Annotated in this window: 26 protein-coding genes; 17 read left to right on the top strand and 9 right to left on the bottom strand. The window is 65.4% G+C overall.

The features are described 5' to 3' along the window. Nucleotides 1-107: 107 nt before the first annotated feature. The 4 genes from AC1DRD_RS02170 to purB form a co-directional block, all read right to left on the bottom strand. A complete protein-coding gene (locus tag AC1DRD_RS02170; RefSeq protein ID WP_478039990.1) occupies nucleotides 108-722 on the bottom strand; it encodes a hypothetical protein in 615 nt (204 codons plus the stop codon). A gap of 94 nt (nucleotides 723-816) precedes the next feature. Next, nucleotides 817-2,202 carry a DUF1501 domain-containing protein gene (locus tag AC1DRD_RS02175; protein WP_478039992.1) on the bottom strand — a complete coding sequence of 462 codons (1,386 nt, stop codon included), beginning with the start codon at nucleotides 2,200-2,202 and terminating at the stop codon, nucleotides 817-819. Then, entirely contained in the window at nucleotides 2,202-3,899 is a 1,698-nt protein-coding gene (locus AC1DRD_RS02180; protein ID WP_478039994.1) for a DUF1800 domain-containing protein, read from the bottom strand. The genes AC1DRD_RS02175 and AC1DRD_RS02180 overlap by 1 nt, the downstream gene beginning before the upstream one ends. Nucleotides 3,900-4,371: 472 nt before the next feature. Further along, entirely contained in the window at nucleotides 4,372-5,688 is a 1,317-nt protein-coding gene (purB, locus tag AC1DRD_RS02185) for an adenylosuccinate lyase (protein WP_478039996.1), read from the bottom strand. Between the two features lie 330 nt (nucleotides 5,689-6,018). Here purB and AC1DRD_RS02190 point away from each other — a divergent pair, with 330 nt between their 5' ends. From AC1DRD_RS02190 to AC1DRD_RS02215, 6 genes are all read left to right on the top strand, one after another. Then, nucleotides 6,019-6,585: an EF-hand domain-containing protein gene (locus AC1DRD_RS02190; RefSeq protein ID WP_478039998.1), complete on the top strand. Its 567-nt coding sequence runs from the start codon at nucleotides 6,019-6,021 to the stop codon at nucleotides 6,583-6,585. A 142-nt stretch (nucleotides 6,586-6,727) separates the two neighbouring features. Continuing rightward, complete coding sequence (locus tag AC1DRD_RS02195; RefSeq protein WP_478040000.1) at nucleotides 6,728-7,057, top strand: ArsR/SmtB family transcription factor; 330 nt, start codon at nucleotides 6,728-6,730, stop codon at nucleotides 7,055-7,057. Next, nucleotides 7,054-7,536 (top strand): SRPBCC family protein, encoded by a 483-nt coding sequence (locus AC1DRD_RS02200; RefSeq protein WP_478040002.1) that lies wholly within the window; start codon nucleotides 7,054-7,056, stop codon nucleotides 7,534-7,536. Before AC1DRD_RS02195 ends, AC1DRD_RS02200 begins: the two co-directional genes overlap by 4 nt. Nucleotides 7,537-7,566: 30 nt before the next feature. Then, nucleotides 7,567-8,328 (top strand): DUF899 domain-containing protein, encoded by a 762-nt coding sequence (locus AC1DRD_RS02205; protein WP_478040004.1) that lies wholly within the window; start codon nucleotides 7,567-7,569, stop codon nucleotides 8,326-8,328. After that, the gene (locus AC1DRD_RS02210) at nucleotides 8,325-8,561 is read left to right on the top strand and encodes a hypothetical protein (protein WP_478027737.1); all 237 of its coding nucleotides are present in this window, start codon (nucleotides 8,325-8,327) and stop codon (nucleotides 8,559-8,561) included. The genes AC1DRD_RS02205 and AC1DRD_RS02210 overlap by 4 nt, the downstream gene beginning before the upstream one ends. A 406-nt stretch (nucleotides 8,562-8,967) precedes the next feature. Continuing rightward, entirely contained in the window at nucleotides 8,968-9,156 is a 189-nt protein-coding gene (locus AC1DRD_RS02215) for a hypothetical protein (RefSeq protein WP_478040006.1), read from the top strand. On the opposite strand, the gene AC1DRD_RS02220 is transcribed toward AC1DRD_RS02215, so the two are convergent. The 5 genes from AC1DRD_RS02220 to radC form a co-directional block, all read right to left on the bottom strand. Further along, entirely contained in the window at nucleotides 9,131-9,592 is a 462-nt protein-coding gene (locus AC1DRD_RS02220) for a DUF5990 family protein (protein ID WP_478040008.1), read from the bottom strand. The two genes, AC1DRD_RS02215 and AC1DRD_RS02220, sit on opposite strands and share 26 nt — an antisense overlap. Then, nucleotides 9,582-11,252, bottom strand: coding sequence for an ankyrin repeat domain-containing protein (locus AC1DRD_RS02225; RefSeq protein ID WP_478040010.1), 1,671 nt, complete (start codon nucleotides 11,250-11,252; stop codon nucleotides 9,582-9,584). Before AC1DRD_RS02225 ends, AC1DRD_RS02220 begins: the two co-directional genes overlap by 11 nt. Nucleotides 11,253-11,412: 160 nt before the next feature. Further along, nucleotides 11,413-12,267, bottom strand: a complete 855-nt coding sequence (gene lepB / locus AC1DRD_RS02230) for a signal peptidase I (protein ID WP_478040012.1) — start codon at nucleotides 12,265-12,267, stop codon at nucleotides 11,413-11,415. 90 nt (nucleotides 12,268-12,357) lie between these two features. Further along, entirely contained in the window at nucleotides 12,358-12,690 is a 333-nt protein-coding gene (locus tag AC1DRD_RS02235; protein WP_478040014.1) for a hypothetical protein, read from the bottom strand. 112 nt (nucleotides 12,691-12,802) lie between these two features. Then, on the bottom strand, nucleotides 12,803-13,486 hold the full coding sequence (gene radC / locus AC1DRD_RS02240; RefSeq protein WP_478040016.1) for a RadC family protein: 684 nt from the start codon (nucleotides 13,484-13,486) through the stop codon (nucleotides 12,803-12,805). Nucleotides 13,487-13,581: 95 nt separating this feature from the next. On the opposite strand from radC, the gene AC1DRD_RS02245 reads away from it, so the two are divergent. The 11 genes from AC1DRD_RS02245 (at nucleotide 13,582) to uvrC (ending at nucleotide 22,866) form a co-directional block, all read left to right on the top strand. Beyond that, nucleotides 13,582-16,719, top strand: a complete 3,138-nt coding sequence (locus AC1DRD_RS02245) for an intermembrane phospholipid transport protein YdbH family protein (protein ID WP_478040018.1) — start codon at nucleotides 13,582-13,584, stop codon at nucleotides 16,717-16,719. 47 nt (nucleotides 16,720-16,766) lie between these two features. After that, nucleotides 16,767-16,949: a YnbE family lipoprotein gene (locus AC1DRD_RS02250; RefSeq protein WP_478028232.1), complete on the top strand. Its 183-nt coding sequence runs from the start codon at nucleotides 16,767-16,769 to the stop codon at nucleotides 16,947-16,949. A 14-nt stretch (nucleotides 16,950-16,963) separates the two neighbouring features. Then, complete coding sequence (locus tag AC1DRD_RS02255; RefSeq protein WP_478027743.1) at nucleotides 16,964-17,335, top strand: YdbL family probable chaperone protein; 372 nt, start codon at nucleotides 16,964-16,966, stop codon at nucleotides 17,333-17,335. A gap of 247 nt (nucleotides 17,336-17,582) precedes the next feature. Further along, nucleotides 17,583-17,867, top strand: a complete 285-nt coding sequence (locus tag AC1DRD_RS02260) for an AtpZ/AtpI family protein (RefSeq protein ID WP_478040020.1) — start codon at nucleotides 17,583-17,585, stop codon at nucleotides 17,865-17,867. Next, nucleotides 17,864-18,649, top strand: a complete 786-nt coding sequence (locus tag AC1DRD_RS02265; RefSeq protein ID WP_478028233.1) for a F0F1 ATP synthase subunit A — start codon at nucleotides 17,864-17,866, stop codon at nucleotides 18,647-18,649. The genes AC1DRD_RS02260 and AC1DRD_RS02265 overlap by 4 nt, the downstream gene beginning before the upstream one ends. 58 nt (nucleotides 18,650-18,707) lie before the next feature. Beyond that, nucleotides 18,708-18,920: a F0F1 ATP synthase subunit C gene (locus AC1DRD_RS02270; RefSeq protein ID WP_066586696.1), complete on the top strand. Its 213-nt coding sequence runs from the start codon at nucleotides 18,708-18,710 to the stop codon at nucleotides 18,918-18,920. Nucleotides 18,921-18,941: 21 nt separating this feature from the next. After that, a complete protein-coding gene (locus AC1DRD_RS02275; RefSeq protein ID WP_478040022.1) occupies nucleotides 18,942-19,436 on the top strand; it encodes a F0F1 ATP synthase subunit B family protein in 495 nt (164 codons plus the stop codon). Next, nucleotides 19,429-19,983 (top strand): F0F1 ATP synthase subunit B family protein, encoded by a 555-nt coding sequence (locus tag AC1DRD_RS02280; protein ID WP_478040024.1) that lies wholly within the window; start codon nucleotides 19,429-19,431, stop codon nucleotides 19,981-19,983. Before AC1DRD_RS02275 ends, AC1DRD_RS02280 begins: the two co-directional genes overlap by 8 nt. A gap of 219 nt (nucleotides 19,984-20,202) precedes the next feature. After that, entirely contained in the window at nucleotides 20,203-20,502 is a 300-nt protein-coding gene (locus AC1DRD_RS02285; RefSeq protein ID WP_478027747.1) for a chorismate mutase, read from the top strand. 76 nt (nucleotides 20,503-20,578) lie between these two features. Continuing rightward, nucleotides 20,579-20,902 carry a hypothetical protein gene (locus AC1DRD_RS02290; RefSeq protein WP_478040026.1) on the top strand — a complete coding sequence of 108 codons (324 nt, stop codon included), beginning with the start codon at nucleotides 20,579-20,581 and terminating at the stop codon, nucleotides 20,900-20,902. Nucleotides 20,903-20,946: 44 nt separating this feature from the next. Continuing rightward, nucleotides 20,947-22,866, top strand: a complete 1,920-nt coding sequence (gene uvrC / locus AC1DRD_RS02295) for an excinuclease ABC subunit UvrC (RefSeq protein ID WP_478040028.1) — start codon at nucleotides 20,947-20,949, stop codon at nucleotides 22,864-22,866. The last annotated feature ends 44 nt before the right edge of the window (nucleotides 22,867-22,910 follow it).

Raw genomic sequence — 22,910 nt, forward strand, 5'->3', positions numbered from 1 at the left:
AAAGCGGTCGCGCGGCGCCGAAGCGCCGCTCCCCTCATCCAAGCTGCGCTAGGCAGCAAGCTGCCAAGCTTCGCTATCCTTCTCCCACAAGGGGAGAAGAAGGGGAGTCACTTCGGAACGATCGGCCCCCATAGTTCGCTGTGATCCTCATCGAACCCCGGCATCCCCGCCTTGGTCAGATACCCGCGCGCGTCCGGGATATGGCTGTAGATCATCCGTAGCGGCCGCTCGTGCCATTGCAGGTTGAACGCCCAGCGGATGGGGAAGAATTCCATCGTCGAATAAGGCAAATGGTCGTGCACCCACCAGGCGATGCGCTTCCAGTCGTCGGGGCCGGTCCATTCGTTGGCGAAGCGCGGGACGACGATGCACGCGGTGGCGCCCATCTGGCCCTGGGCGTCACGCTGGTCCCAGATATGGCCGGCGGCGCTGCGTTCGTTCGACGCGCAATTATAGCCTTTGACGTTGCCCAGCCGATTGACCTCGGCCGAGCGATAGGCCGATCGGATCGCGATCCGCCCGAATACGTCCTGCAGCGGCTCGAGCAAATCCTCGCATAGCCGCGTTCCTGCCGCGATCGCCAGATCGGGATCGTCGGGAATGTTCGACAGGCCATGGATCTCGGCAATGTCCGAATAGAGGAAATCGCGCATGAAAAAGGTTCGCGACAACTGGACACGGCCCAGTTCGGTCAGCTTGGCGACCGTTTGCGGTTTCTTCACGCGTGCCTCCCACGAAAAGACCGGCATAGCTCGCCGGCGCGTATGCGGAAATATATCCGAATTGGGGATAGTCTCCGGAGGAGTCCGGCTCGTCTTAAACGAAGCCGATATTCCAGCTCGATGGCGCATAATTGCCGATATTGGGGAGCACGGTCGCCATGTCGCCGCCGCTGACGCCGAACCAGTTCGCCAAGGTCGCCGCATATTGGTCGACCGCGATCGCCGGAAGCAGGCGGCCCTGGCCGACATCGTCGGGCGTGTTGCTGCCGATAGCGGGCGGCGTGCCGTAGATCGTCCGGCCGCGCACCGCGCCGCCGATCACGAAATGCATCGATCCCCAGCCATGGTCGGCGCCATCGCTGTTCGACGTCAGCGTGCGGCCGAAATCGGACGCGGTGAACGTCGTCACCTTGTCGGCGACGCCCATCGCGCCGGTCGTGTCGTAAAACGCCTTCAGCGCGTCGGCGACCAGCCCGATCTGGCGCGGATGATCGGTCGCGAGATTGTCGTGCATGTCGAACCCGCCGAGCGAGACGAAGAACACCTGCCGCCGCGCCCCGAGCGTGGCCGAGACCGAGATCATCCGCGCCACGATCTTCAACTGGTCGGCCAGGCTGTTGCCGCTGGGGAATAAGGGAAAATTGGCCGCCGGAGCTCCCGCCAGCGCGGCACTCAGCTGGGTATAGGTGTCGAGCGACCGCTGGCTGACCCGGGCATGTTCGTTGGCCAGGATGTTGGCGCTGCCGCCAGTCATCAGCGCCTTGAGCGTCGCCATCGCGGTCGAGGACGAATAGAGCGACGCCGCATTGTTGAGCAACGCGATCGGGCCGCCCGAACCGACCGCATATTGCACCGCGCTGCGCCCGGTGAGGTAGACCGCATTGCCGCTGGCGTTGACGCAGGTCAGTGTCGCCGATCCGTTGCCGCTCTGGAACAGATCGCCGATCCGGCCGCCCCAGCCGCTCGTCGCGCCTTCGGGATTCGACGCCTGGAAATAGCTTTGCTGGTCGTTGTGGCTGAACAATTTGGGCGGCAGCCGCACCGCGTTCGACTGATATTGCGCCTTGGTCGTCGGCATCACCAAGGTGCCGACGTTGAGCACCACCGCCATCCGCCCGGCGTCGAACACCGGCAGCAGCGATGCCATGGCGGGAGCAAGCGCATATTGCCGTCCGCCGAGGCTGTTGGCCGGGTTGAGCGCGGTGGCGGTCAGAGCGTCGCGCGGCAAGGCGATATTCGACCGCGCCGCCTGATAGAGCGCGTAGCTGGCGGCATCGTAAGGCGGCAGCGTGTTGGCGTAATCGTTGCCGCCGTACAGGAACACGCACACCAGCGCCTTGTAATCGCTCGAGACCGCGGCGGCCGCCTCGCCGATCGCGGCCAGGCTGGTGACGAAGGGCGCCGCGACGCCGGCCATGCCGAGCGCGGCACTCCGCTTCAGGAAGGCGCGGCGCGATTGATCGTGCTCGAAACAGCTCATCACTTCACCGTCAGATAGTCGGGCGACGCCAGCGTCAGCAGGATGGCGATCTTCGCGCGATTGGTGGGGCCGTTGGTCGCCGTCGCCGACACGCTGTCGACGGCGGCGCGGATCGATGACAGCGTCGCGGTCGACAGCTGGCCGGCGGCCAGCACGACGTTCACTTCGTCGACCAGAGCGGCGCTGTCCGCTGCCTTGGTCAGGATGTCGGCATAATCGGGCTTTGCATCGCCGCTGCCATTGTTGACCAGGGCGTTGATGAAATTGACATAGCCGACCACCGATTGCTCGTTGGTGATCTGGAATTCGGGGGCGACCAGTCCGGCATTGGAGATCGCAGTGCTTGGCGGCGTGTAGCCGGGCCGGAAGAAATTGAACACCGAGGGAGCCCGGCCCATCGACTGGCCTAGCCGGGTCGACGGGCTGCTGGTGTCGCCGATCGGCCAGGTGTTGGCGGGCGAGGTCATGTTGAACGCGCGCGCCCAGCCGGTCAGCCGCATCACCGGTTCGCGCAATTTGCCGAAGGTCGCATCGGCCATCATGCTGTCGGCGCGCGCTTCGCTGTCGGTTAGGATCGCGCGGATCACCGCCTTCATGTCGCCGCGTATACCCGCGCCGTTATCGGCGAATGCGCTGGCGACGCGGCCGACATAACCGGGGGTCGGGTTGCTGGTGACCATCCGCTGGATCAATTGCTTCGAGACGAAGGGCGGTACGTTGGGGTGCGCGAAGATGGCGTCCAGCGCGGTCTTGATCGCCGCCATGCCGCCCCCGGTCGTGCTCGCGTTGAGAAAGCTCGACGGTCCGGTCTCGTTGATCGCCGCATTGATCACCAGCGGCAGGCGGTAGCGATCGGGCGTCGTGCTCGTATTGTTCGCCAGCACCAGGCCGGTGAACACGCGCGCCAGGCCGGTGACGTCGAGCTGAGTATAGGTTTCGGTCGGGGTCGCGCCGCCGACCAAGGTGCCGTCGGTGTTGAGCCGGTAGAGGCCCAAAGTGAACAGCTGCATCAGCTCGCGCGCGTAATTCTCGTCGGGTTGGGCGCCGGTCGAGGCGTTCGCCTTGCGGTTGCCCAGGAAAGTCAGGAACGACGCCATCGCCGCGTTGGTGGTGATCTTGTCGAGGATGTCGCGGAAATTGCCGAACGCATTGTCGAGCAGCACGTCGACATAGGCGGCCATCGCGAATTGTTTCCAATTGAGGTTGAGCCCGTCGATCCCGACCACCAACATGTCGAGCAGCGCCATGCCGACGCGCTGGCGCAATTGATCGGGCTCGACGATCATCTGACGCCACATCGTCGCGTCGAACCCTGCTTCGTTGTTGATATTGGTCGCGGCCGAATAGCCGTTGGCGACCAGCCAGTCCCAATGCGTGGTCGCACGCGGCATCGCGAACTGATCGTTCAGCCAACCAGTGATGCCACGGGTGACCAGTGCGTTGATCGTGCTGCGCGTCGCGCCCATCGTGGCCTGGCCGAGGAAACGGCTCGCCTGGATGTCGCTCAGCGGAATGACCGGGGGCGGGGCGGGCGGGGGCGGCGAACCGCCGGAGGCGCCGCCGCCATCGCTGCCGCCACCGCAGGCGGCGAGCGCCAGCGCCGAACCGACCACCGTGATGGTCGGCAAAGCGGGGCCGGTCGCGCTCGACCGCTCCGGTTCGGGCGTAGCACGCCCGTCAAAATCGATATTGTCCACTGGTCCCCGCCGTGCCCCTTTAGGGTCACAACGTAGATCGGCGGGATTCCCTTCGCCAATCGTCGCTGCGATCGCCCTGCCGCCAGGAATACCCGGTACGACGTACCGGAGTCGCAACAGACGTCGCTAAAATTTCGGTAGGCTAAAATTTCGGTAGGGATGTGAGGTGGGTCGTCCACCCAACCCGCCCTGACCGCCCCCGACTTTCACGGGGTGCGGTTGGGCCGATGGTTTAGAGGGAAAGGACCCCCGCCACCAGCGCCAGGCTGCCGACACTCACCATCGCGGTGGCCAGCATTTCCATGATACGCATGGTTGCTTCTCCTTAGAGCCGGATCAGTCCGGCTGGGAGGCATATGGAAATAGTTGCGCTAACACGCAATATTGTTTCAATCCTTCGCAGTTGCAGCATTTGCACTTGTGTTGCCATGTTGCATCCGGATGTGCCTAAAAGGGCACAGTCGGCCCATGCTCAGGCGTCCGCGAACACCCGCGCGAAGATCGTGTCGACATGCTTGAGGTGGTAATCGAGGTCGAACTTCTCCTCGATCTCGGCCGGCGACAGCGCCGCGGTCACTTCGGGATCGGCCTTGAGCAATTCGAGCAACGAGAGCTCGCCGTCCGATTCCCACACTTTCATCGCGTTGCGCTGGACCAGCCGGTACGAATCCTCGCGGCTGACCCCAGCCTGGGTCAGCGCCAGCAGCACTCGCTGCGAATGGACCAGGCCACCCATTTTGTTGAGGTTCTTCTCCATCCGCGCCGGATAGATCAGCAATTTGTCGATCACCCCGGTCAGCCGTGCCAGCGCGAAGTCGAGCGTGATCGTGGCGTCGGGGGCGATATAGCGCTCGACCGAGGAATGGCTGATATCGCGCTCGTGCCACAGGGCGACATTCTCCATCGCCGGGATCGCCGCGCTGCGCACCATGCGGGCGAGCCCGGTCAGATTCTCGGTCAGCACCGGGTTGCGCTTGTGCGGCATTGCCGACGAGCCCTTTTGCCCGGGCGAGAAATATTCCTCCGCCTCGAGCACTTCGGTGCGCTGGAGGTGACGGATCTCGACCGCCAGTCGCTCGATCGACGAGGCGATCACGCCCAGGGTCGCGAAGAACATCGCATGGCGGTCGCGCGGGATCACCTGGGTCGAGACCGGCTCGACCGCCAGGCCGAGCTTCTCGGCGACATGCGCTTCGACGCGCGGGTCGATATTGGCGAAGGTGCCGACCGCGCCTGAAATCGCGCAGGTGGCGATATCCTTGCGCGCCGCGACCAGCCGCTCGCGATTGCGCGCGAATTCGGCATAAGCCTCTGCCAGCTTGAGCCCGAACGTCACCGGCTCGGCATGGATGCCGTGGCTGCGCCCGATCGTCGGGGTCAGCTTGTGCTCCTCGGCACGGCGCTTGAGCACCACCAGCAGCGCATCGATATCGGTCAGCAGGATATCCGACGCGCGCGCCAATTGCACCGCCAGGCAGGTGTCGAGCACGTCGGACGAGGTCATGCCCTGGTGCATGAACCGCGCCTCATCGCCGACATTCTCGGCGACCCAGGTCAGGAAGGCGATGACGTCGTGCTTGGTCACTGCTTCGATCGCATCGATCGCTGCGACGTCGATCTTGGGATTGGTTGCCCACCACGCCCATAGAGCGGCGGCGGCTTGCTTGGGCACCACGCCGAGCTCGGCCAGCGCGTCGGTGGCGTGCGCCTCGATCTCGAACCAGATCTTGAAGCGCTCCTCCGGGGCCCAGATCGCGGTCATGTCGGGACGGGAATAGCGCGGGACCATGAAGGGCCTTTCGAAAACGGGATGCCGGGAATGTCCGCGCCGATAGCAAGCGCGGTCCCGACCCTCAATCGCCTTTACGGGCCAACCGGGGAAAGGGGTTCCCGGTTGCCCACTGTGGTGCCGAAGTGACGGTTCCCTAAAATCGTGAGTCAGCTCGTCGCAACCAAAGCACAAGTCCACGACGACCTGCGCCAATCGCGGGACAAATCGGCCTTCCATATTGGAAATTTCGGACCCATATCGAAAGTCGAATGTTCTACTAGAGCAATTCGCATGGGGTGGTGAACAACCGCTTCGCAGAAACAGGTCCAAATTGCAAGGAGATTTGCCATGCTGAAGCATGTATTATTAGCTAGTGCCTTTCTGATTTCTACGCCTGTATTGGCGCAGAACCAGCCGCAGACTGCAACACCGCAGCCGGATACTAACGCTGCACCTGCGCAGCCGCAGACCGCGCCGGTGCCGGAGACACCGACCGCGACCAATCCGGCGCCACAGACCACGTCGGCACCAACCACCGCGGCTCCGACGACGCCGCCGGCGCCGACCACTGCCGATGCTCAGCCGCAAACGGCACCCGCGCCGACTGCGCCCCCAGCCGACGCTCAGGCGGCCAATCCGGCGCCGTCCGGCCAGGGCGCGCAGGTCGCCGATGTCGTCAACGGCGAGTTCGGCACCTACGACAAGAACAAGAACGGCTCGCTGAGCAAGACCGAGTTCGGCGCGTGGATGACCGCGCTGCGCACCAAGGCCGATCCGTCGGTGAAGGACGATGCCGCGAACAAGGGCTGGGTCGCCCAGGCCTTTACCCAGGCCGACACCGACAAGTCCAAGTCGGTATCGAAGGATGAGCTGACCAATTTCCTCTCACAGGCTTCGGGTCAAAAGGCGTCGTAATCTAACTCCCACGACGCCCACGCAGAGGGCCGCCGCGTTTTCCCCTTGGCGCGGCGGCCCTTTTTCATGCGCATCTATCTCCGCCGCGAGCGGATGAAACATTAGTATTTACTAATTGATTAGTATTGGCTAATCGATTCGCATGTTTCCTGCCTTGCCCGTCGACGCCGTCATGCGCGCCCTGGCCGACCCGACCCGCCGGGCCGTGTTCGAGCAACTCGCGCGCGGCGGAGAGGTCAATGTCGCCGAACTGACCCGCGCGAGCGGCGTCACCCAGGGCGCGATTTCGCAACACCTCAAATCGCTGAAGCTGGCCGGGCTCGTCGCCGAACGCCCGCAAGGGCGGAACGTCTTCTATCGCGCGACGCCCGATGGGCTCGCGCCGCTGTTCGACTGGCTGAGCCATTACGACGCCTTCTGGCGCAACCGCTTCGCCAATCTGCGTGATTTGCTCAAGGAGATCGATTCGTGACCGACGCCATCTTGCACGCCGACACGCGAGACATCGTGATCGACGAAGTGTTCCCGCATGCGCCGGCCACGGTGTGGAAGACGCTGGCCACCAGCGACCTGATGGGGCGCTGGCTCAACATGACGCCCAATGGCTACGAGCCGGTGGTCGGCAATCGTTTCACCTACAAGACCTCGCCCGCGGGCGCCTGGGACGGGACGATCCAGTGTGAAGTGATCGAGGTCGTGCCGGGCGAGCGCCTATCCTATTCGTGGAAGGGCGGCGACGAGGCCAATGTCGGCTACGGATCGCGGCTCGACACGATCGTGACCTTCACGCTGGAGGAAGTCGCTGGCGGCACCCGGCTGCGCGTCGTCCATTCGGGCTTCGTCCTGCCGAAGAACGAGACTGCCTATCGCAACATGAGCGGCGGTTGGACCCAAGTCATTGGCCGGATCGGCGCGGTGACCGAGGAAGAGGCGTCGACCAAGACGCAGTGATCGCAAGCCTTTCTGATCAGGAGGAATGTCATGCAAGACAGCAAACTCGAGAACCGCCCACCGACGGTGCCGGCATCCGACTGGACCGCGGCGTGGGAGCGCATGCTGGTCAAGGAGAAGGTCTTCTCCCGCGCCCGCGACGCGCTCGCCGCCGAGCGTCGGCGGATGCCGTGGATGCTGGTCGACAAGGACTATCGGTTCGAGGGGCCGGATGGCGCAGTGAGCCTGCTCGATCTGTTCGAGGGCCGGCGCCAGCTCATCGTCTATCGCGCCTTTTTCGAACCCGGCGTGTTCGGCTGGCCCGATCATGGTTGTCGCGGCTGCTCGTTCGGTGCCGATCAGGTCGCGCATCTCGCGCATCTCAATGCCCGCGACACCACGCTGGCCTACGCCTCGCGCGCGCCGCAAGCCGATATCGCGCGGCTGAAGGCGCGGATGGGCTGGGACATGCCCTGGTACACGATCACCGACAGCTTCGATGCCGATTTCGGGGTGGACGAATGGCATGGCCATAACGTCTTCATCCGGGAGGACGGGCAGATCTATCGCACCTATTACATCAACAATCGCGGCGACGAGGCGATGGGCTCGACCTGGAACTTTCTCGACATCACCCCGCTCGGTCGCCAGGAAGCGTGGGAGGATTCGCCCGAGGGCTATCCCCAGACGCCGCCCTATAAATGGTGGAACTGGCACGACAATTACGAGGCCGAGCAAGCCGCGCCCGATCCCAAATGGGTCGAAGTGTCCGATTCCGGCGAGGCCGCGCTCCGCAACGGGGATAAGGCATGATCACCGCGGGCGCAGCCGGCAGCGCGGGGCTCGCCAAATGGCTGGGCCTGGCGGCATCGCCGACCTTCGCGGCGATGGCCGTGCTGACGAGCCTGGGCAGCGGCCCGATGGTGTTATGCTCGGGCACGACGGGCTTTCCCCTGGGCGGCATGGTGCCAATGTACCTGCTGATGAGCGTCTTCCATGCGGCGCCCTGGCTGAAGGTGATCGCTGGGCGATCGGTGGCTGGCTAGGCCTTAGGCCATGCGGTCACCGGGCTTTTGTTGCGAGTCCATTCGTGGCGTTGTCTGTTCTTCGTTGATTGCCCTCTCCCGCAAGCGGGAGAGGGTTGGGTGAGGGTCTTCTTTCTTCTTTTTCAGCCCTTCCGCTTGGAAAAAGAAAAAAGACCCTCACCCTCCCGCCGCTTCGCGGCGGGCCCCTCCCTCTCCCGCAAGCGGGAGAGGGCTCGCGATCCACCACGTTGGTTTGTTGCATTTAACCCTTGGCGCGAGCCCGCTTGCGCGGCAAAATGTAATGTGATCTCATATCTACATGAAGTGCTCCCTCCTCCTTGTCCTGCTCGCCGCAGCCGCATGTTCGCAGCCCCAGCCCTTAGCATCGCTGGGGCCGGAGACTCGGAAGGCGCTGGCGTCGGCCCAATTGTTCGCACGCAAGATCGGGATGGCCGGTGACTGCCTAACGCCCGGACCCCGCGAACATTATTCGATCAAGGATACCGCGGACACCTGGGTGGTCGAAGTCGAACCCCCACCAAGACCAGGACCAGTGCTGCGTCTGACCATCAGCAAGGACAATTTCAACGTCATCCGGGCGCAGAAGATCGCCTAGCCACCCAGCCCGGCGGCAGGATCGGCACGGTGGCGCAGGCGGGACTGCCGTCGCGCGCGGTGCCGTTGAAATGCGCGGTCAGGCGCTCGCCCGGCGCCAGCGCCTCGATCTTTTGCCAGTCGATCGCGCCAAGCGGCACCTTGGCGCGGCGCTGCCACGGCGAGCCGATCTGGCCGGCGCTTGCACCGATACTGAGATAGACGAACCGCGCGGTCGGCGGTCCCTGGACGAACGGGCCGAGCAAGCGCGGCCCGCAGGCGGCAGTGCTGCCGTCCAGCGCGACGTCGAACTCGAACACGAGCGCGTTGGTCGAGCGATGAACCGGCGCGACCAACGTCGCCTTGCCGCTGGCGCCGCGCTGAAGCGCCAACGCGACACCCGGCACGGGTCGGTCGACCACGATACGCAGCGGGAGCGCCGATCGTTCAGCCGTCATGACGCCAGCCCTCCATCAAATCCGCCGCTTCGTCGAGATCGCGCCGCCGTGCCGCGTCGATCGCGGTATGGCCGCTCTTGTTACGCATCCGCGGATCGGCGCCATGGCGCAGCAGGATGCGCGCGACCTCGACCGCTTTGTCTTCGTCGTCGGGCAGGAAGAAAAGCGGCGTCGGGGTATCTTTGTTCACCCGCGCTCGATTGGCGAGATCGGGATCGGCGCTCAGCAGGGCATCGAGCCGCTCGGTCAGGCCGAGATGCACCAGCGGCCACATATCGCGGCTCAACGGTGCGAGCAGATCCACCATCTGCGGTTGCCCGAGCACGACTGCCCAACTGAGCGGCGTCCCGTTCCATTTGCGCTCGCGGCGATCGATCTCGGCACCCGCGGCGATCAACAGATTCGCCGCCTCCAGCGATCCCGACTGCACCGCGCGGTGTAGCGGGCTGATCCCCTCATGATCGCCTCCGCCGACATCGGCACCCAGCGATAGCAACAACGCGATGGCGGGCGCATTGCCGAACTCGGCGGCCGCCAGCAGCAGGGCGGGATTGGTCACCAATTGCGGATCGCTCGCGAGCAGTGCCCGCGCGCTCGCTTCGTCACCGCGCAGGCATGCGGCCCGGAACGCCTGCGCACCACTCAGCGCCACGGGCGTGGCGCCGTGGCGCTCGAGCAAGGCGGCCATGTCGACGAACCCGGAAAGCTGCGCCAGCGCATGGACCGGCTGGCCGGTATAGGCATGCGGCGTATCGGCGTTGGCGCCCCGCTCCAGCAGCCATTCGGCGCGCTCCAGATGGTTCTGCCCGACCGCATTGCCGAGCAGATAGTCGAGCGGATTGAGCGGCCGGTTCCCGCCGATGCGATAGCTGACCGCATCGCGCCAGCGCTCGGTCACCCCTTGCGCCTCGCAATGCCGCCACAGCAGATCGTACCAATAGACGTCGTGGCCGACGATCGAGATGTTGTAGAGCGCCTGGGTATCGAACGGCGACGCGCCGGCGGCGACCAGCAGGTCGACCAACTCGGTCGCCTGGGGATGGCTCGATTTGGCGCCTTCGCCCAGGCCAATCGCGCCGGTCACCAGGGTGAAGGAATTGTCCCAGCCATCGTTGAACGAGAAGTTCGGATCCGCGCCCGCCGCCAGCAACAGCCGCGCGATCGCCATGCCGTTCGTGGGATCGAGCCGGCCGTAAGCGACATAAGCGAGCGCGGTCCAATTCTTCGGGCCGCCCACTGCGAGCGCGGCACCGGGGTCGCGCGCCAATCGCCGCTCGACCTCGCCGATATCGCCGCACGTAGCAGCAGTGAACACGCTGTCGCGCGCGATGACCGGATGGCGATCGACGATCCGCCGAGCGACGGCGGGATCGCCGTCCCAGCCGTGCAGCAACACCTGGTCGAGTCGTTCGGCATAGCTTTGGCGATCGAGCGCGAGATCGGCGATCGCCGCCTTGAGCGCGACCCAGCTTTCGTAGCCATATTCGAGCGCGAGCGCTTGGTGCACGTCGCGCAGTCCGGGATCGCCGGACGGTTTCGCGCCGGCGTCGCGCAGCCGCGCGATCGCGGCGACATCGCCCGCGCGAATGGCTTTCAGCCAGCGTTTGGCGTCCTTGCGCAGGGTATCGAGATTGGTCTTGGGCGTGAGCGTACGACGCATCGGAAACCTTCCTTCCAAATGCCAGACGTCCGCTTACGAAAGGCCGGAAGAAGGGTTCGTAAGTATCGTTTTTAGCTGGATGGGAGAAGCTCCCTTGCCGCGGACAGGTGGCGCTCCAGATGCGCTCTGGGCGGGAGTATCGGGGATACGGTTGGGACTGTCAACGGAGCGATGTGCCGGCCCGGCCGCCGCGGAACATCGAAAACCAGCTCGGGGGATTCCACGTTGCGCGTCCATTGAGCGAGTAGGTGACGAACTCGGCTCTTCCTCCGATATTCTCGATCGGCACGGCGCCGCCCAGACCGTTCAGCTCGGTCGGCACTCGGCTGTCCGCGCTCATGTCCCGGTTGTCGCCCATCAGAAAGACGTGTCCCTCCGGTACTTTATAGGCCGGGAAATCGTCTCCGGCGCTGGGTCCAAAATCGATTGTGTCATAGGATCGGCGATTGGGCAGCGTTTCCCGGATGATATGGAGCCGGCAATAGGGCTGTCCGTCGGCGCCGGTGATCCGCGCCATCGCGAAGCCGGGGAACGCTCGCTCCGGATCCGCATCGTGCGCATCGCAGCGAAAGTTTCCGTCGACGGGCATCAGTAGATAGCCTTCATCGCGAACGGCGACCGGCTGTCCATTGAGCCAAAGGCGACCACCGGTTACCCGGACGACGTCTCCAGGCAGGCCGATCACCCGTTTGATCAAGTCCTCCCCGCGTCGACCAGCGTCCGGCGGCGTCACGATGACGACGTCGCCGCGACCGGGCAGCCCGCCCAGAAGCCGCCCATGCACGAACGGGAGCAGGTGCAGGATCGGAGAGGTGTAGGACCAGCCATATGGCCATTTGCTGACCACGAGCCGATCTCCGACCAGCAGGGTGGGCATCATGGATTCGGAAGGGATATAAAAGGGCTTGGCGATGAGGCTCTGAACGGCCGCAACAAGGAGCACCAGGCCTGCGAGGCTGCGGATTTCCCTGAACCAGTGGATGCGGCGGGACTGTGCGGAGGCGGCTTTTGTCATGCCCCGAGAAGGCCGCAAGATGGCCCTCAGCTCCAGCAATGTCGTGTCCGGACACGCCCGAATTATGGTCCGGACAGAAAGCTCAGTGCCTCAACGGGCGCTGAATTCGCCGTAATTCAACACCCCGTCATGGTTGCGATCAAGCTGATCGAAAGCGGCATGGCTGGTCTGGTTTCCATGCGCCAGGGCAGGGACAGCCACACCCGCGCCAAGCACCATCCCGGCGATGATCGCGGCGATGGTGCGCCGATGCGCCCGGCGTACGACCGTCCTATCGTCGCGATCCGCCATCCTGCCGTCGATCATCGTCCTGATCGCTTCGCTGGCCGAAACCCCATCCTCGTGGCAGCGGCGGACAAAGGCGGATTTGGCGTCGTAAGACAGCCGGATTTCGATCGTCTCGCTCTTTTTCGGCGTCCGCATATCCGTCACCTTGCATGCTCCGTTGCGCGATGGCCCTTGCGGGTCTGCAGCTTCTTACAGCCTAGCATATCGAACACGCCGCTGCGACTGCGCAACGGAATGGTCGCCGCTCCTAAATCAACCCCTGACCCCGCAGACTCACAAATCCCTTCGTCCCGACGATGATATGATCGTGCACTGCGATCCCCATCTTCTTGCCCGCCTCGACCACCGCACGCGTCAGGTCGATATCGGCACGGCTCGGGGATGGATCGCCCGAGGGGTGGTTGTGCACCAGGATGATCGACGCGGACTTGAGGTCGATCGCGCGGCGGATGACTTCGCGGACATAGACCGGGGCCTCGTCGATCGAGCCTTCGTTCATCAGCTCGTCGCGGATCAGCATGTTGCGCGTGTTCAGGTGCAGCACGCGGACCCGCTCGTTGCCGTGATGCGCCATGTCGGCGCGGAGGTAATCGAGCACCGCTTGCCAATTGGACAGTAAGGGCTTCTCCGCCACTTCCGCTCTCAGCAGGCGCAACGCGGTCGCCTGCACGATCTTGAGCGCGGCGACCGACGTCTCGCCCATGCCCTTGACCCGCGCCAGTTCCTCGGGCGCGGCGGTCAGCAGGCCGGCGATCCCGCCGAACTCGCGCAGCAAGGCATAAGCCAGCGGCTTGGTGTCGCGCCGCGGGATGGCGAGCGCGAGCAGATATTCGATCAATTCGTGGTCGAGCAGGCCGTCGGCATCGGCGAGCAGCCGTTGCCGCAACCGCGCGCGGTGACCAAGATGATCCGGTTCCGGAACGTCCCCCATCTGTCACGGGTTAATCGGCGATCCGGGGCGACGCAATTGCCCCGGTGCCGTTGCGGCGTGTAGCGTGGTGGTTAATGACAACAAGCAAGGGCCCGATGACCGAGAGCGAGCCGGATATTGCCCGCCCGTCGCGCGCCCGTCGTATCCGGTTTCGGCTCGGCGTCGCGCTCGGGCTGCTGCTGGTCGTGCTCGCCGGACTGTGGCTGGCGCGCAAGCCGGTCGCCGAGCATTTCATCGACGATGTCTTGTCGCAGGCAAAGGTCCCGGCGCGCTATACGATCGAGGACCTTGCGCTCGGCCATCAGCGCCTCACCAATATCGTCATCGGCGATCCCGCGCATCCCGACCTCATCGCCGATTGGGTGGAAGTGCAGACCTCGGTCGATTTCGGCGGCGCGCATGTCACCGGGGTCCGCGCCGGGCATGTGCGGACGCGCGCGCGGACCGTTGACGGCGCGCTGTCGCTGGGGGCGCTCGACCGGCTGATTCCCAAGGGGGCAGGCGGCGCCTTTCGATTGCCCGCGATCCAGCTCGACCTTCAGGACGGCCGCATGCGATTGGAGGCGCCGCAGGGCGTGGTGGGCCTGAAGGCGTCAGGCAGCGGTCGGCTCGACGGCGGGTTCCAGGGGCAAGTGGCGGCGATCAGCGCGCGGATCGCGAGCGGCGCCTGCGCGGCCGACAAGGCAGTCGCCGCGCTCAGGATCGATATCCGCTCGGACGCGATCCATCTCCGCGGTCCGGTGCGCGCGGGCGAAGCGGGCTGCAATGGCAACGGCGCGACCCGGTTTCGCGCCGATATCGACGCGGCGGTCGCGCAGACGTTCGATCGCTGGAACGGCCATGCCAATCTCGTCGCCGATCGGGTGACCGCGCCGTCGCTGAACGCCGAAGCGATCGCCGGATCGCTCGGCTTTGCCGGCACTGCGCATGGAATCCAGGGCACGGCCCGGCTCACTGCCGACCGGTTGACCGGCGGCGGCATTGCCGGTCAGGCGGCGGCGATCGACGGCGCTTATCGCTATGCCGATGCAAAAAGCGCGTTCACCGGCAAGGCGCAGCTGGGACGTGCCGCCTTGCCCGACGCGATCCGTGCCAACTTCCGGTCATGGGGATCGTCCGGCGCGGGCACGCCGCTCGCGCCGCTGGGCGCCCAGCTTGCCCGCGCGCTGGACGATGCGGCGCGCGAGTTCGCCTTGTCCGCCGAACTGTCGGCGGCAACCGATGGCGGGCGGGGCGCGGTCAAGCTGTCGCGTCTGCTCGCGGTCGCCGATAGCGGCGCGAGCATCACGCTGACCAGCCGCGACGGCGCGCAGATCGTCTGGCCCAACGGTGGCGTCATCCTGCGCGGCGATCTCGTCGCCGGCGGCGGCGGATTGCCCGATCTCAGCGCGCATCTCGATCAGCAGCGCGCCGGCGCGCCGATCACCGGCACCGCGACGATGGAGCCCTACGAGGCCGGCAATGCGCGCCTCGCGCTCGCGCCGGTCCGGTTCAGCGCCGGGCTCGACGGGCGGACGCGGATCGAGAGCGAAGCGACAGTGTCCGGCCCGCTCCCCGGCGGCGCGGTGGACGGGCTGCGGCTGCCGCTGCTCGCGCAATGGGATGGGCGCGGGAGCCTCGCGGTCAACCCGGCCTGCGCGCCGGTGGCGATCGCGCGGCTGCGCCTCTCCGGATTGGATGCGCGCGGGTTCCGGACGCAGCTTTGCCCGGTCGACGGCGCGATGCTGCGGATCGCGGGCGGGCGGATCGGCGGCGGCGCGGTGGCGCGCGACCTTCGGCTCAACGGTGCACTTGGCAGCAGCCCGCTTGCGCTCGCTGTAGCACAGGCGACCTTGCGGCTCGGCGACCGCCATTTCGTCCTCGATCGCCTGGCGGTGCGGCTCGGCGCGCCTGAGCGACTGACCCGGCTCGATATCGCGACGCTCGACGGCAGCTTCGGCCAATCGATCGGCGGCAAGTTCGACGATGCCGGCGGCCAAATCGGCGCGGTGCCGCTGATCCTGTCGCAAGCGGCGGGGACGTGGCGGATGGAGAACGGGCGGTTGCTGGTCGGCGGCGCGCTGACGGTGGCGGATGCCGCGCACGATCCGCGCTTCAGGCAGTTGGCTGGCCGCGACGTGTCGCTGACGCTCGCCGACAATCGCCTCGCCGCGACCGGCAAGCTGACCACGACCAACGGCGCGGTGAAGGTCGCCGACGTCGCGATCGCCCACGATTTGTCGAGCGGCTCGGGCTCGGCCGATATCGACGTCACCGGCCTGACCTTCACCAAAGGATTCCAGCCCGAAGCGCTGACGCCAGTGACAGAAGGCGTAATCGCCGATGTCGCGGGCACGGTGACCGGCCACGGCCATATCGCCTGGATCCCGCAGGCGGTGACCAGCAATGGCGTGTTCCGCACGCAGAACGCCAATCTTGCCGCCGCGTTCGGCCCGGTCGCCGGCTTGTCGGGCGAAATCCGCTTCACCGATTTGCTGGGGATGGTGTCCGCGCCCGATCAGGTCGCGACGGTCAAGACGATCGATACCGGCATCACCGTCAGTGACGGAGTGGTCCATTATCAGTTGCTCGGCCCGCAGCGCATCCAGGTCACCGACGCGCGCTGGCCGTTTGCCGGCGGGCGGCTCGATCTCGCCCCGACCTTGCTCGATTTCGCGGATCCCGGCGGCCGGCATTTGACCTTCCGCCTGACCGCGGTCGATGCCGCGCAATTCCTGCAGCAATTCAACTTCAAGAATCTGAACGCGACCGGCGTGTTCGACGGCACGCTGCCGATGACTTTCGACATCACCGGCGGGCGGATCGAAAAGGGCGAATTGCACGTGCGTCCCGGCGGCGGCACTTTGGCTTATGTCGGTCAGGTCACCAAGGAGGATGTCGGCGTGTGGGGCAATCTGGCGTTCCAGGCCCTGAAGTCGCTGCGCTATCGCAACCTCGATTTGACCTTGAACGGCCCGCTGGCGGGCGAAGTCATCACCGAGGCGCATTTCGCCGGGGTCAGTCAGGGGGAAGGGACCAAGTCCAACTTCCTGATCCGCCGGTTGCAGCGGCTGCCATTCGTGTTCAACGTCAAGATCCGCGCGCCTTTCCGCTCGCTGCTCGATTCGGCGCAGAGCTTCTACGACCCCACGCTGCTGATAAAGCGCAACCTGCCCGCGCTGATCCGCGAGCAGAACAAGATCCAGCCGGGTGTGCGACCCGTTCAGCCTCCCGCAAGCGAGACCAAGCCATGATACGAACAGGATTGACGATGGAGCGATTGAGCCTGACCACCAGGAAGATGCGACGGATGGTATTGATCGGCGCGACCTGCGCCACCGGATTGCTGGGCGGTTGCGTCAACGTGACCGCGCCGGACAAGCCGATCGAGATCAATCTGAACATCAACATCACTCAGCAAGTGGTGTATAAACTGGACGGCCAGGCCAAGGCGCTGATCGACGAGAATCCGGGGATATTCTGACGATGAAACGGACCATGACTGCTTCCGCCCTGCTGCTGGGCACCCTGATCGCGATCGCGCTGCCGGCGACGGCGCAGGAGCGCGACCCCGCTTATGCCGCGGCGCGCGCCGCGGGACAGATCGGCGAACTGCCCGATGGCTATATCGGCGCGGTCGGTGCCCCGACCAAGGACCTGTCCGCGCTGGTCAACAAGATCAACATCCAGCGCAAGGCGGTCTATACCCAGAAGAGCGCGGCGAGCGGCTCGACGGTCGAGGAAATGGCCTTCACCACCGGGTGCAACCTGATCCTCAAGACCGCGCCGGGCGAGAAATATCGCGATCCCGCGGGTAATTGGCAGACGCGCACTGCCGCCGCGCCGAAGCGCGATCCGCGCTGCATCTAGAGTATCGCGCGGAAAAGTGGGTGCCGGTTTTCCGCAAACAGCGATGCGATCACAAATAACTAGAGCGGAGTGCCTGATTCAGAAATCAGGCACTCCGCTTTTGCTTATCCCTTCGGACGGTTGACTCGGTCCGGCCGCTTTCCTAAACGCGCGCTCAGCAAACGGGGGCTGTGGCCTTTCCGCTGCCCCGATCGTCGCCCGCTTGCCAGAGCGTGGCGGCGTTTCTTTATCAGGATGTTTCAGCGCCTTGGCCGACGATCGCCAGAATACTGACCTCGACAGCCGGATCGCCGCAGCGCGCGCCGCTGAAGAGGCGCGTTCGGGCGCCGGGCCGCAACCCTCCAAGGGGTACGGCCAGGGCTCGCGCGTCCTGATGGAACTGATCGGCGCCCCGCTCGGCGGCGGCATCGTCGGCTGGGCGCTCGATTACTGGCTCGGGACCAGCCCCTGGCTGCTGCTGACCTTCCTCGCGCTCGCGATCATCGTCGCGTTCCGCAACATCTACCGCATTTCTAAGGAGCGAGCCGAATAATGGCCGGCGACATCAACCCGATGGAACAGTTCGAGGTCGGTCACCTGATCGATCTCAAGCTTTTCGGCTACGACGTCTCGTTCACCAACTCGGCGCTGTTCATGGTCGTCGTGTTCGTGCTGCTGGCCGTCTTCATGGCAGGCGGGCTGAAGCGTCAGCTGATCCCCGGCCGTTGGCAAGTCGCGGCCGAAAGCGCGGTGTCGTTCATCGATTCGATGGTCAATGTGAACATCGGCAAGGGCGGCAAGAAGTTCGCGCCGTACGTGTTCTCGCTGTTCTTCTTCATCCTGTTCGCCAATCTGGTCGGCGTGCTGCCGCTGGCGATCATTCCGCACCTCCATACCTTCGCCGTCACCAGCCACATCACGGTGACCGCGGTGCTGGCGTTCTTCTCGTTCGGGATCGTGCTGGCGGTCGGCTTCTGGAAGCATGGCCTGAAATTCTTCTCGCTGTTCGTGCCGCACGGCGCGCCTTTGGTGCTGCTGCCGGTGATCGTCCCGGTCGAGCTGATCTCGTTCCTGGTGCGCCCGTTCTCGCTGGGTCTGCGGCTGTTCGTCGCGATGACCGCGGGGCACATCCTGCTCGAAGTGTTCGGCAGTTTCGCGGTCCAGGGGCTCAATGCCGGCCTCAGCGGCAGCCCGATCGGCTTCGTCGTGTGGATCGGCAGCTTCCTGATGATCCTGGGCGTTTCGGCGCTCGAACTGCTGGTCTGCGCGATCCAGGCCTATGTGTTCGCGCTGCTCACCTCGCTGTATCTCCACGACGCGGTGCACCTGCACTAAGTCCCGTTTTCAATGCTGTAGATTATTCTGGGAGTTTAAAATGACTGATCATGGTTTGATGTACATCGGTGCCGGTCTCGCGGCGATCGGCGTCGGCGCGGCCGCGCTCGGCGTGGGCAACGTGTTCGGCTCGTTCCTCGAAGGCGCGCTGCGCAACCCGTCGGCCGCCGACGGCCAGCAGGGGCGCCTGTTCATCGGCTTCGCGGCCGCCGAGCTTCTGGGTCTGATCGCGTTCGTCGTCGCGATCCTGATCCTGTTCGTCGTCAAGTAAGCAGCAAAACGAGCGCTTCCGATGCCTCAGATATCCCAAGCAGCCTCCATCTACGCGTCGCAGCTGTTCTGGCTCGCGATCGTGTTCGCGGCGGTCTATTTCGGGATCGGCCGGGCGATGGTGCCGAAGATCGAGCGGACGATCGACGATCGTAACGCTCGCGTCTCGGCCGACATCGCCGCGGCGGAGGAAGCGCGCGACACCGCGCGCGCAGCCGAGGAAGGCTATACCGCCAGCCTCGACGGCGCGCGCAGCCAGGCCCTGAAGCTGGTCGGCGAGGCCAAGGCGAAAGCCACCGCATCGACCGAACAGGCGATCAAGGCGGGCAATGCCGACCAGGAAAAGGCGCTGGCCGAGGCCACCGCGCGCATCAATACGGCCAAGGCGACCGCGTTCGCCGGGATCGAGGATGCCACGGTGGATGCGGTCGAGGCGATCGTCGCCAAGCTGTCGGGCGTCACGCCCGACCGCGCGACGGTGGCGGCACGAGTGAAAGCGGAACTGGCCAATGGCTAATCTCCAGGAGACCACGCTGGCCAAGGAAACCGGCACCACCGAGCTTCACCATGAGCCGTCGGCATTGGGCTTGACCCCGCCGGCCTGGGTGGCGCTGGCGATGCTGTGCGTGATCGGCATCATGCTCTGGCAGAAAGTGCCGGCGCTGATCGGCCGCATCCTGGACGGCAAGATCGCGACGATCCGCCAGCAACTCGATGAGGCCGCCGCGTTGCGCGCCGAGGCCGAGGCATTGCTTGTCGAAGCGAAGAAGCGCGATGCGTCGTCGGCGTCCGATGCCGCGGCGATCGTCGCCCATGCCGAACAGGAAGCCGCCGCTCTAGTCGCCAAGGCGCAAACCGACGCGACCGAATTGGTCGCGCGCCGCGGCAAGATGGCCGAGGACAAGATCGGCGCCGCCGAGCGCGCCGCGGTCGCCGAGGTTCGTGCCAAGGCCGCCGATGTCGCGACCCGCGCCGCCACGTCGATCATCGCCGACAGCCATGGCGCCGCCGCCGACGCCAAGCTGGTCGACAAGACCATCGCCGGACTGTCGCGGCTCAACTGAGCTTTCCCGGCCCGTTAAGACGGGCTGCGATACTTCCACCTCCGTCGTCATCCCGGCCTTGTGCCGGGATCCAAGGTGCCGCAAGCCCTGGACGAGAGGCTCCAGCTTCCAGCTCGCGGCCCGTTGGATCCCGGCACAAGGCCGGGATGACGGAGGAAGAGAGGCGCGGTCATCCCGAACCATTGCCGCTGACTGCCTTACCCCTTAGGGGACGCCGTCATGATTTCCCCCGAAGACTGCCAGACGATGACCGACGTCCGTGCCGGCGTCGATGCGGTGGACCGACAGATCGTCGACCTGCTGGCGATCCGGTTCCGCTTCATGACCGCTGCCGCGCGGATCAAGCAAGATCGCGGCACGGTCCGCGACGAAGGCCGCAAGGCGCAAGTCATCGCCAACGCCAAAGCCGCCGCCGAAACCGCGGGCGTGCCGTCCCAGCTCGTCGGCGACTTGTGGGAACGGCTGGTCGAAGGCTCGATCGCCTATGAATTCGATCGCTGGGATCAGCATCGCGCCTGATGGCAGGGTGGCTGCCATAATTCCGACGCCAATCGCCGCCACACCGGCCCAACCTTTAGGGGAGAACGAAAACATGATGTCGCTGATCGCTATCGCTCTGCTCGCCGGTCAGACCGCGCCGGCTCCTACCGCTACGCCCGCGCCCGCGCCGGTCGCGCCCGCGGCCGCTGCTCCGGCCGCCGCCGGCAAGTTCACCCTCGACACTCCGATCGAGACGATCGAAGCCGACGCCAAGGCCAAGGAAGTGCTCACTGCCGATCTCGGCGGCGACGTCTCGCAGCATCCGATGTATGAGAGCTTCAAGTCGATGAGCCTCAACCAGGTCGCGCCGATGTCGGGTGGCAAGATCACCGACGACGTGCTCAAGAAGATCGCCACCGACCTCGCCGCGATCCAGTAACATGGGGTAGCTTCACGCCCGGCGAGTCCCTAGATTCGCCGGGCATGTCCGACCCCAATTCGCCGACCCGATTCAACGAAGACAAAGCCACCTACACCGTCCGCGGCGGTGGTGAGGTGCCCGACCTTGCCGCCGGCGTGGCGGCGATCCGCAATGTGTTGAAGACCCTGCCGGCTCGCCCGGGCGTCTATCGCATGCAGGATGCGCGCGGCGACGTGCTCTATGTCGGCAAGGCGCGCGCGCTCAAGAACCGCGTCACCAATTACACCCAGGTCGACCGGCTGCCCAAGCGCCTGCAGCGGATGGTCGCGCAGACGCGGTCGATGACGATCGTCACGACCAACAACGAGGCCGAGGCGTTGCTGCTCGAAGCGCAGCTGATCAAGCGTTTCCGTCCCGCCTACAATGTGCTGTTGCGCGACGACAAAAGCTTCCCGTTCATCCTGCTGCGCGCCGACCACGACTTTCCGCGCATCCAGAAGCATCGCGGTGCGCGCCGCGCCAAGGGCAATTACTACGGCCCCTTCGCCAGCGCCGGATCGGTCAACAACACGCTCAACGCGCTGCAGAAACTGTTCCTGCTACGCTCGTGCACCGACGGCTTCTTCAAGACGCGCGACCGGCCGTGCCTGCTCTATCAGATCAAGCGTTGCTCGGCGCCGTGCGTCGGGCGGATCGGGGTCGATGACTATGCCGAGCTGGTCGGCGACGCGAAGGACTTCCTCGCGGGCAAGTCGACCAAGGTGCAGACCAAGCTCGGCGCGCAGATGACCGCCGCGGCCGAAGCGATGGACTTCGAGCTCGCCGCGGTGCTGCGCGACCGGTTGAAGGCGCTGACCTTCATCCAAGGGACGCAGGCAATCAACGCTGAAGGGGTCGGAGACGCCGATGTCTTCGCGCTCGCCTGCCGCGACGGGGTGATGGGCATCCAGGCCTTCTTCATCCGCGGCGGGCAGAATTGGGGGCATCGCAGCTTTTTCCCCGCGCATACCAACGAGGTGCCCGAGGACGAGGTGCTGACCAGTTTCCTCACCCAATTCTACGAAGAAGTGCCGCCTGCGCGGAACGTGCTGCTCGACCGCGAACTGGTTGAAGGCGCGCTGCTGAGCGAGGCGCTCGCCGAGCGCGCGGGCTACAAGGTCGCCCTGTCGGTACCGCAACGTGGCGACCGCCGCCGACTGATGGAACAGGCCAAGCGCAACGCGGTGGAAGCGCTCGATCGGCGGCTGGCGGAAAGCACGACCCAGGCGAAATTGCTGCGCGAAGTCGCCGACCTGTTCGAGCTGGCCGAGCCGCCCAACCGCATCGAAATCTACGACAACAGCCATATCCAGGGGACCAACGCGCTCGGCGCGATGGTCGTCGCGGGGCCGGAGGGCTTCCGCAAGGGCCAGTATCGCAAGTTCAATATCAAACATGCTGCGACTGACGACGATTTCGCCATGATGCGCGAGGTGTTCGGCCGCCGCTTCGCGCGTGCCCAGGCCGAGGATCCCGACCGCGACGCAGGCGACTGGCCCGATCTCGTGTTGATCGACGGCGGCCGCGGGCAATTGAACGCGGCCAAAGGCGTGCTCGAGGAAATGGGGATCGAGGACGTCTGCCTGGTCGGCGTTGCCAAGGGGCCGCATCACGGCCGCGACGGGCGCGAGGTTTTCCATCTGATGGACGGCCGCGAGCTGATGCTGCCGGTCAATTCGCCCGTCCTGTTCTACCTCCAGCGCCTGCGCGACGAGGTCCACCGCTTCGCGATCGGCGCGCATCGCGCGAAACGCGCCAAGGCGATCGGCGCGTCACCGCTCGACGAGGTTCCGGGCATCGGTCCGGCGCGCAAGAAGGCGCTGCTGATGCATTTCGGCACCGCGCGGTCGGTGCGAGGGGCGAGTCTCGACGATCTCAAGAAGGCGCCCGGCGTGTCTGCCGCGGTCGCGCAGCAGGTCTACGACTTCTACCATTCGCGGTAGCCTAGGAGACTCCCCTCCCTGCAAGGGAGGGGTTTGGGGGTGGG

Source organism: Sphingomonas sp. P4_G2 (assembly GCF_056401155.1).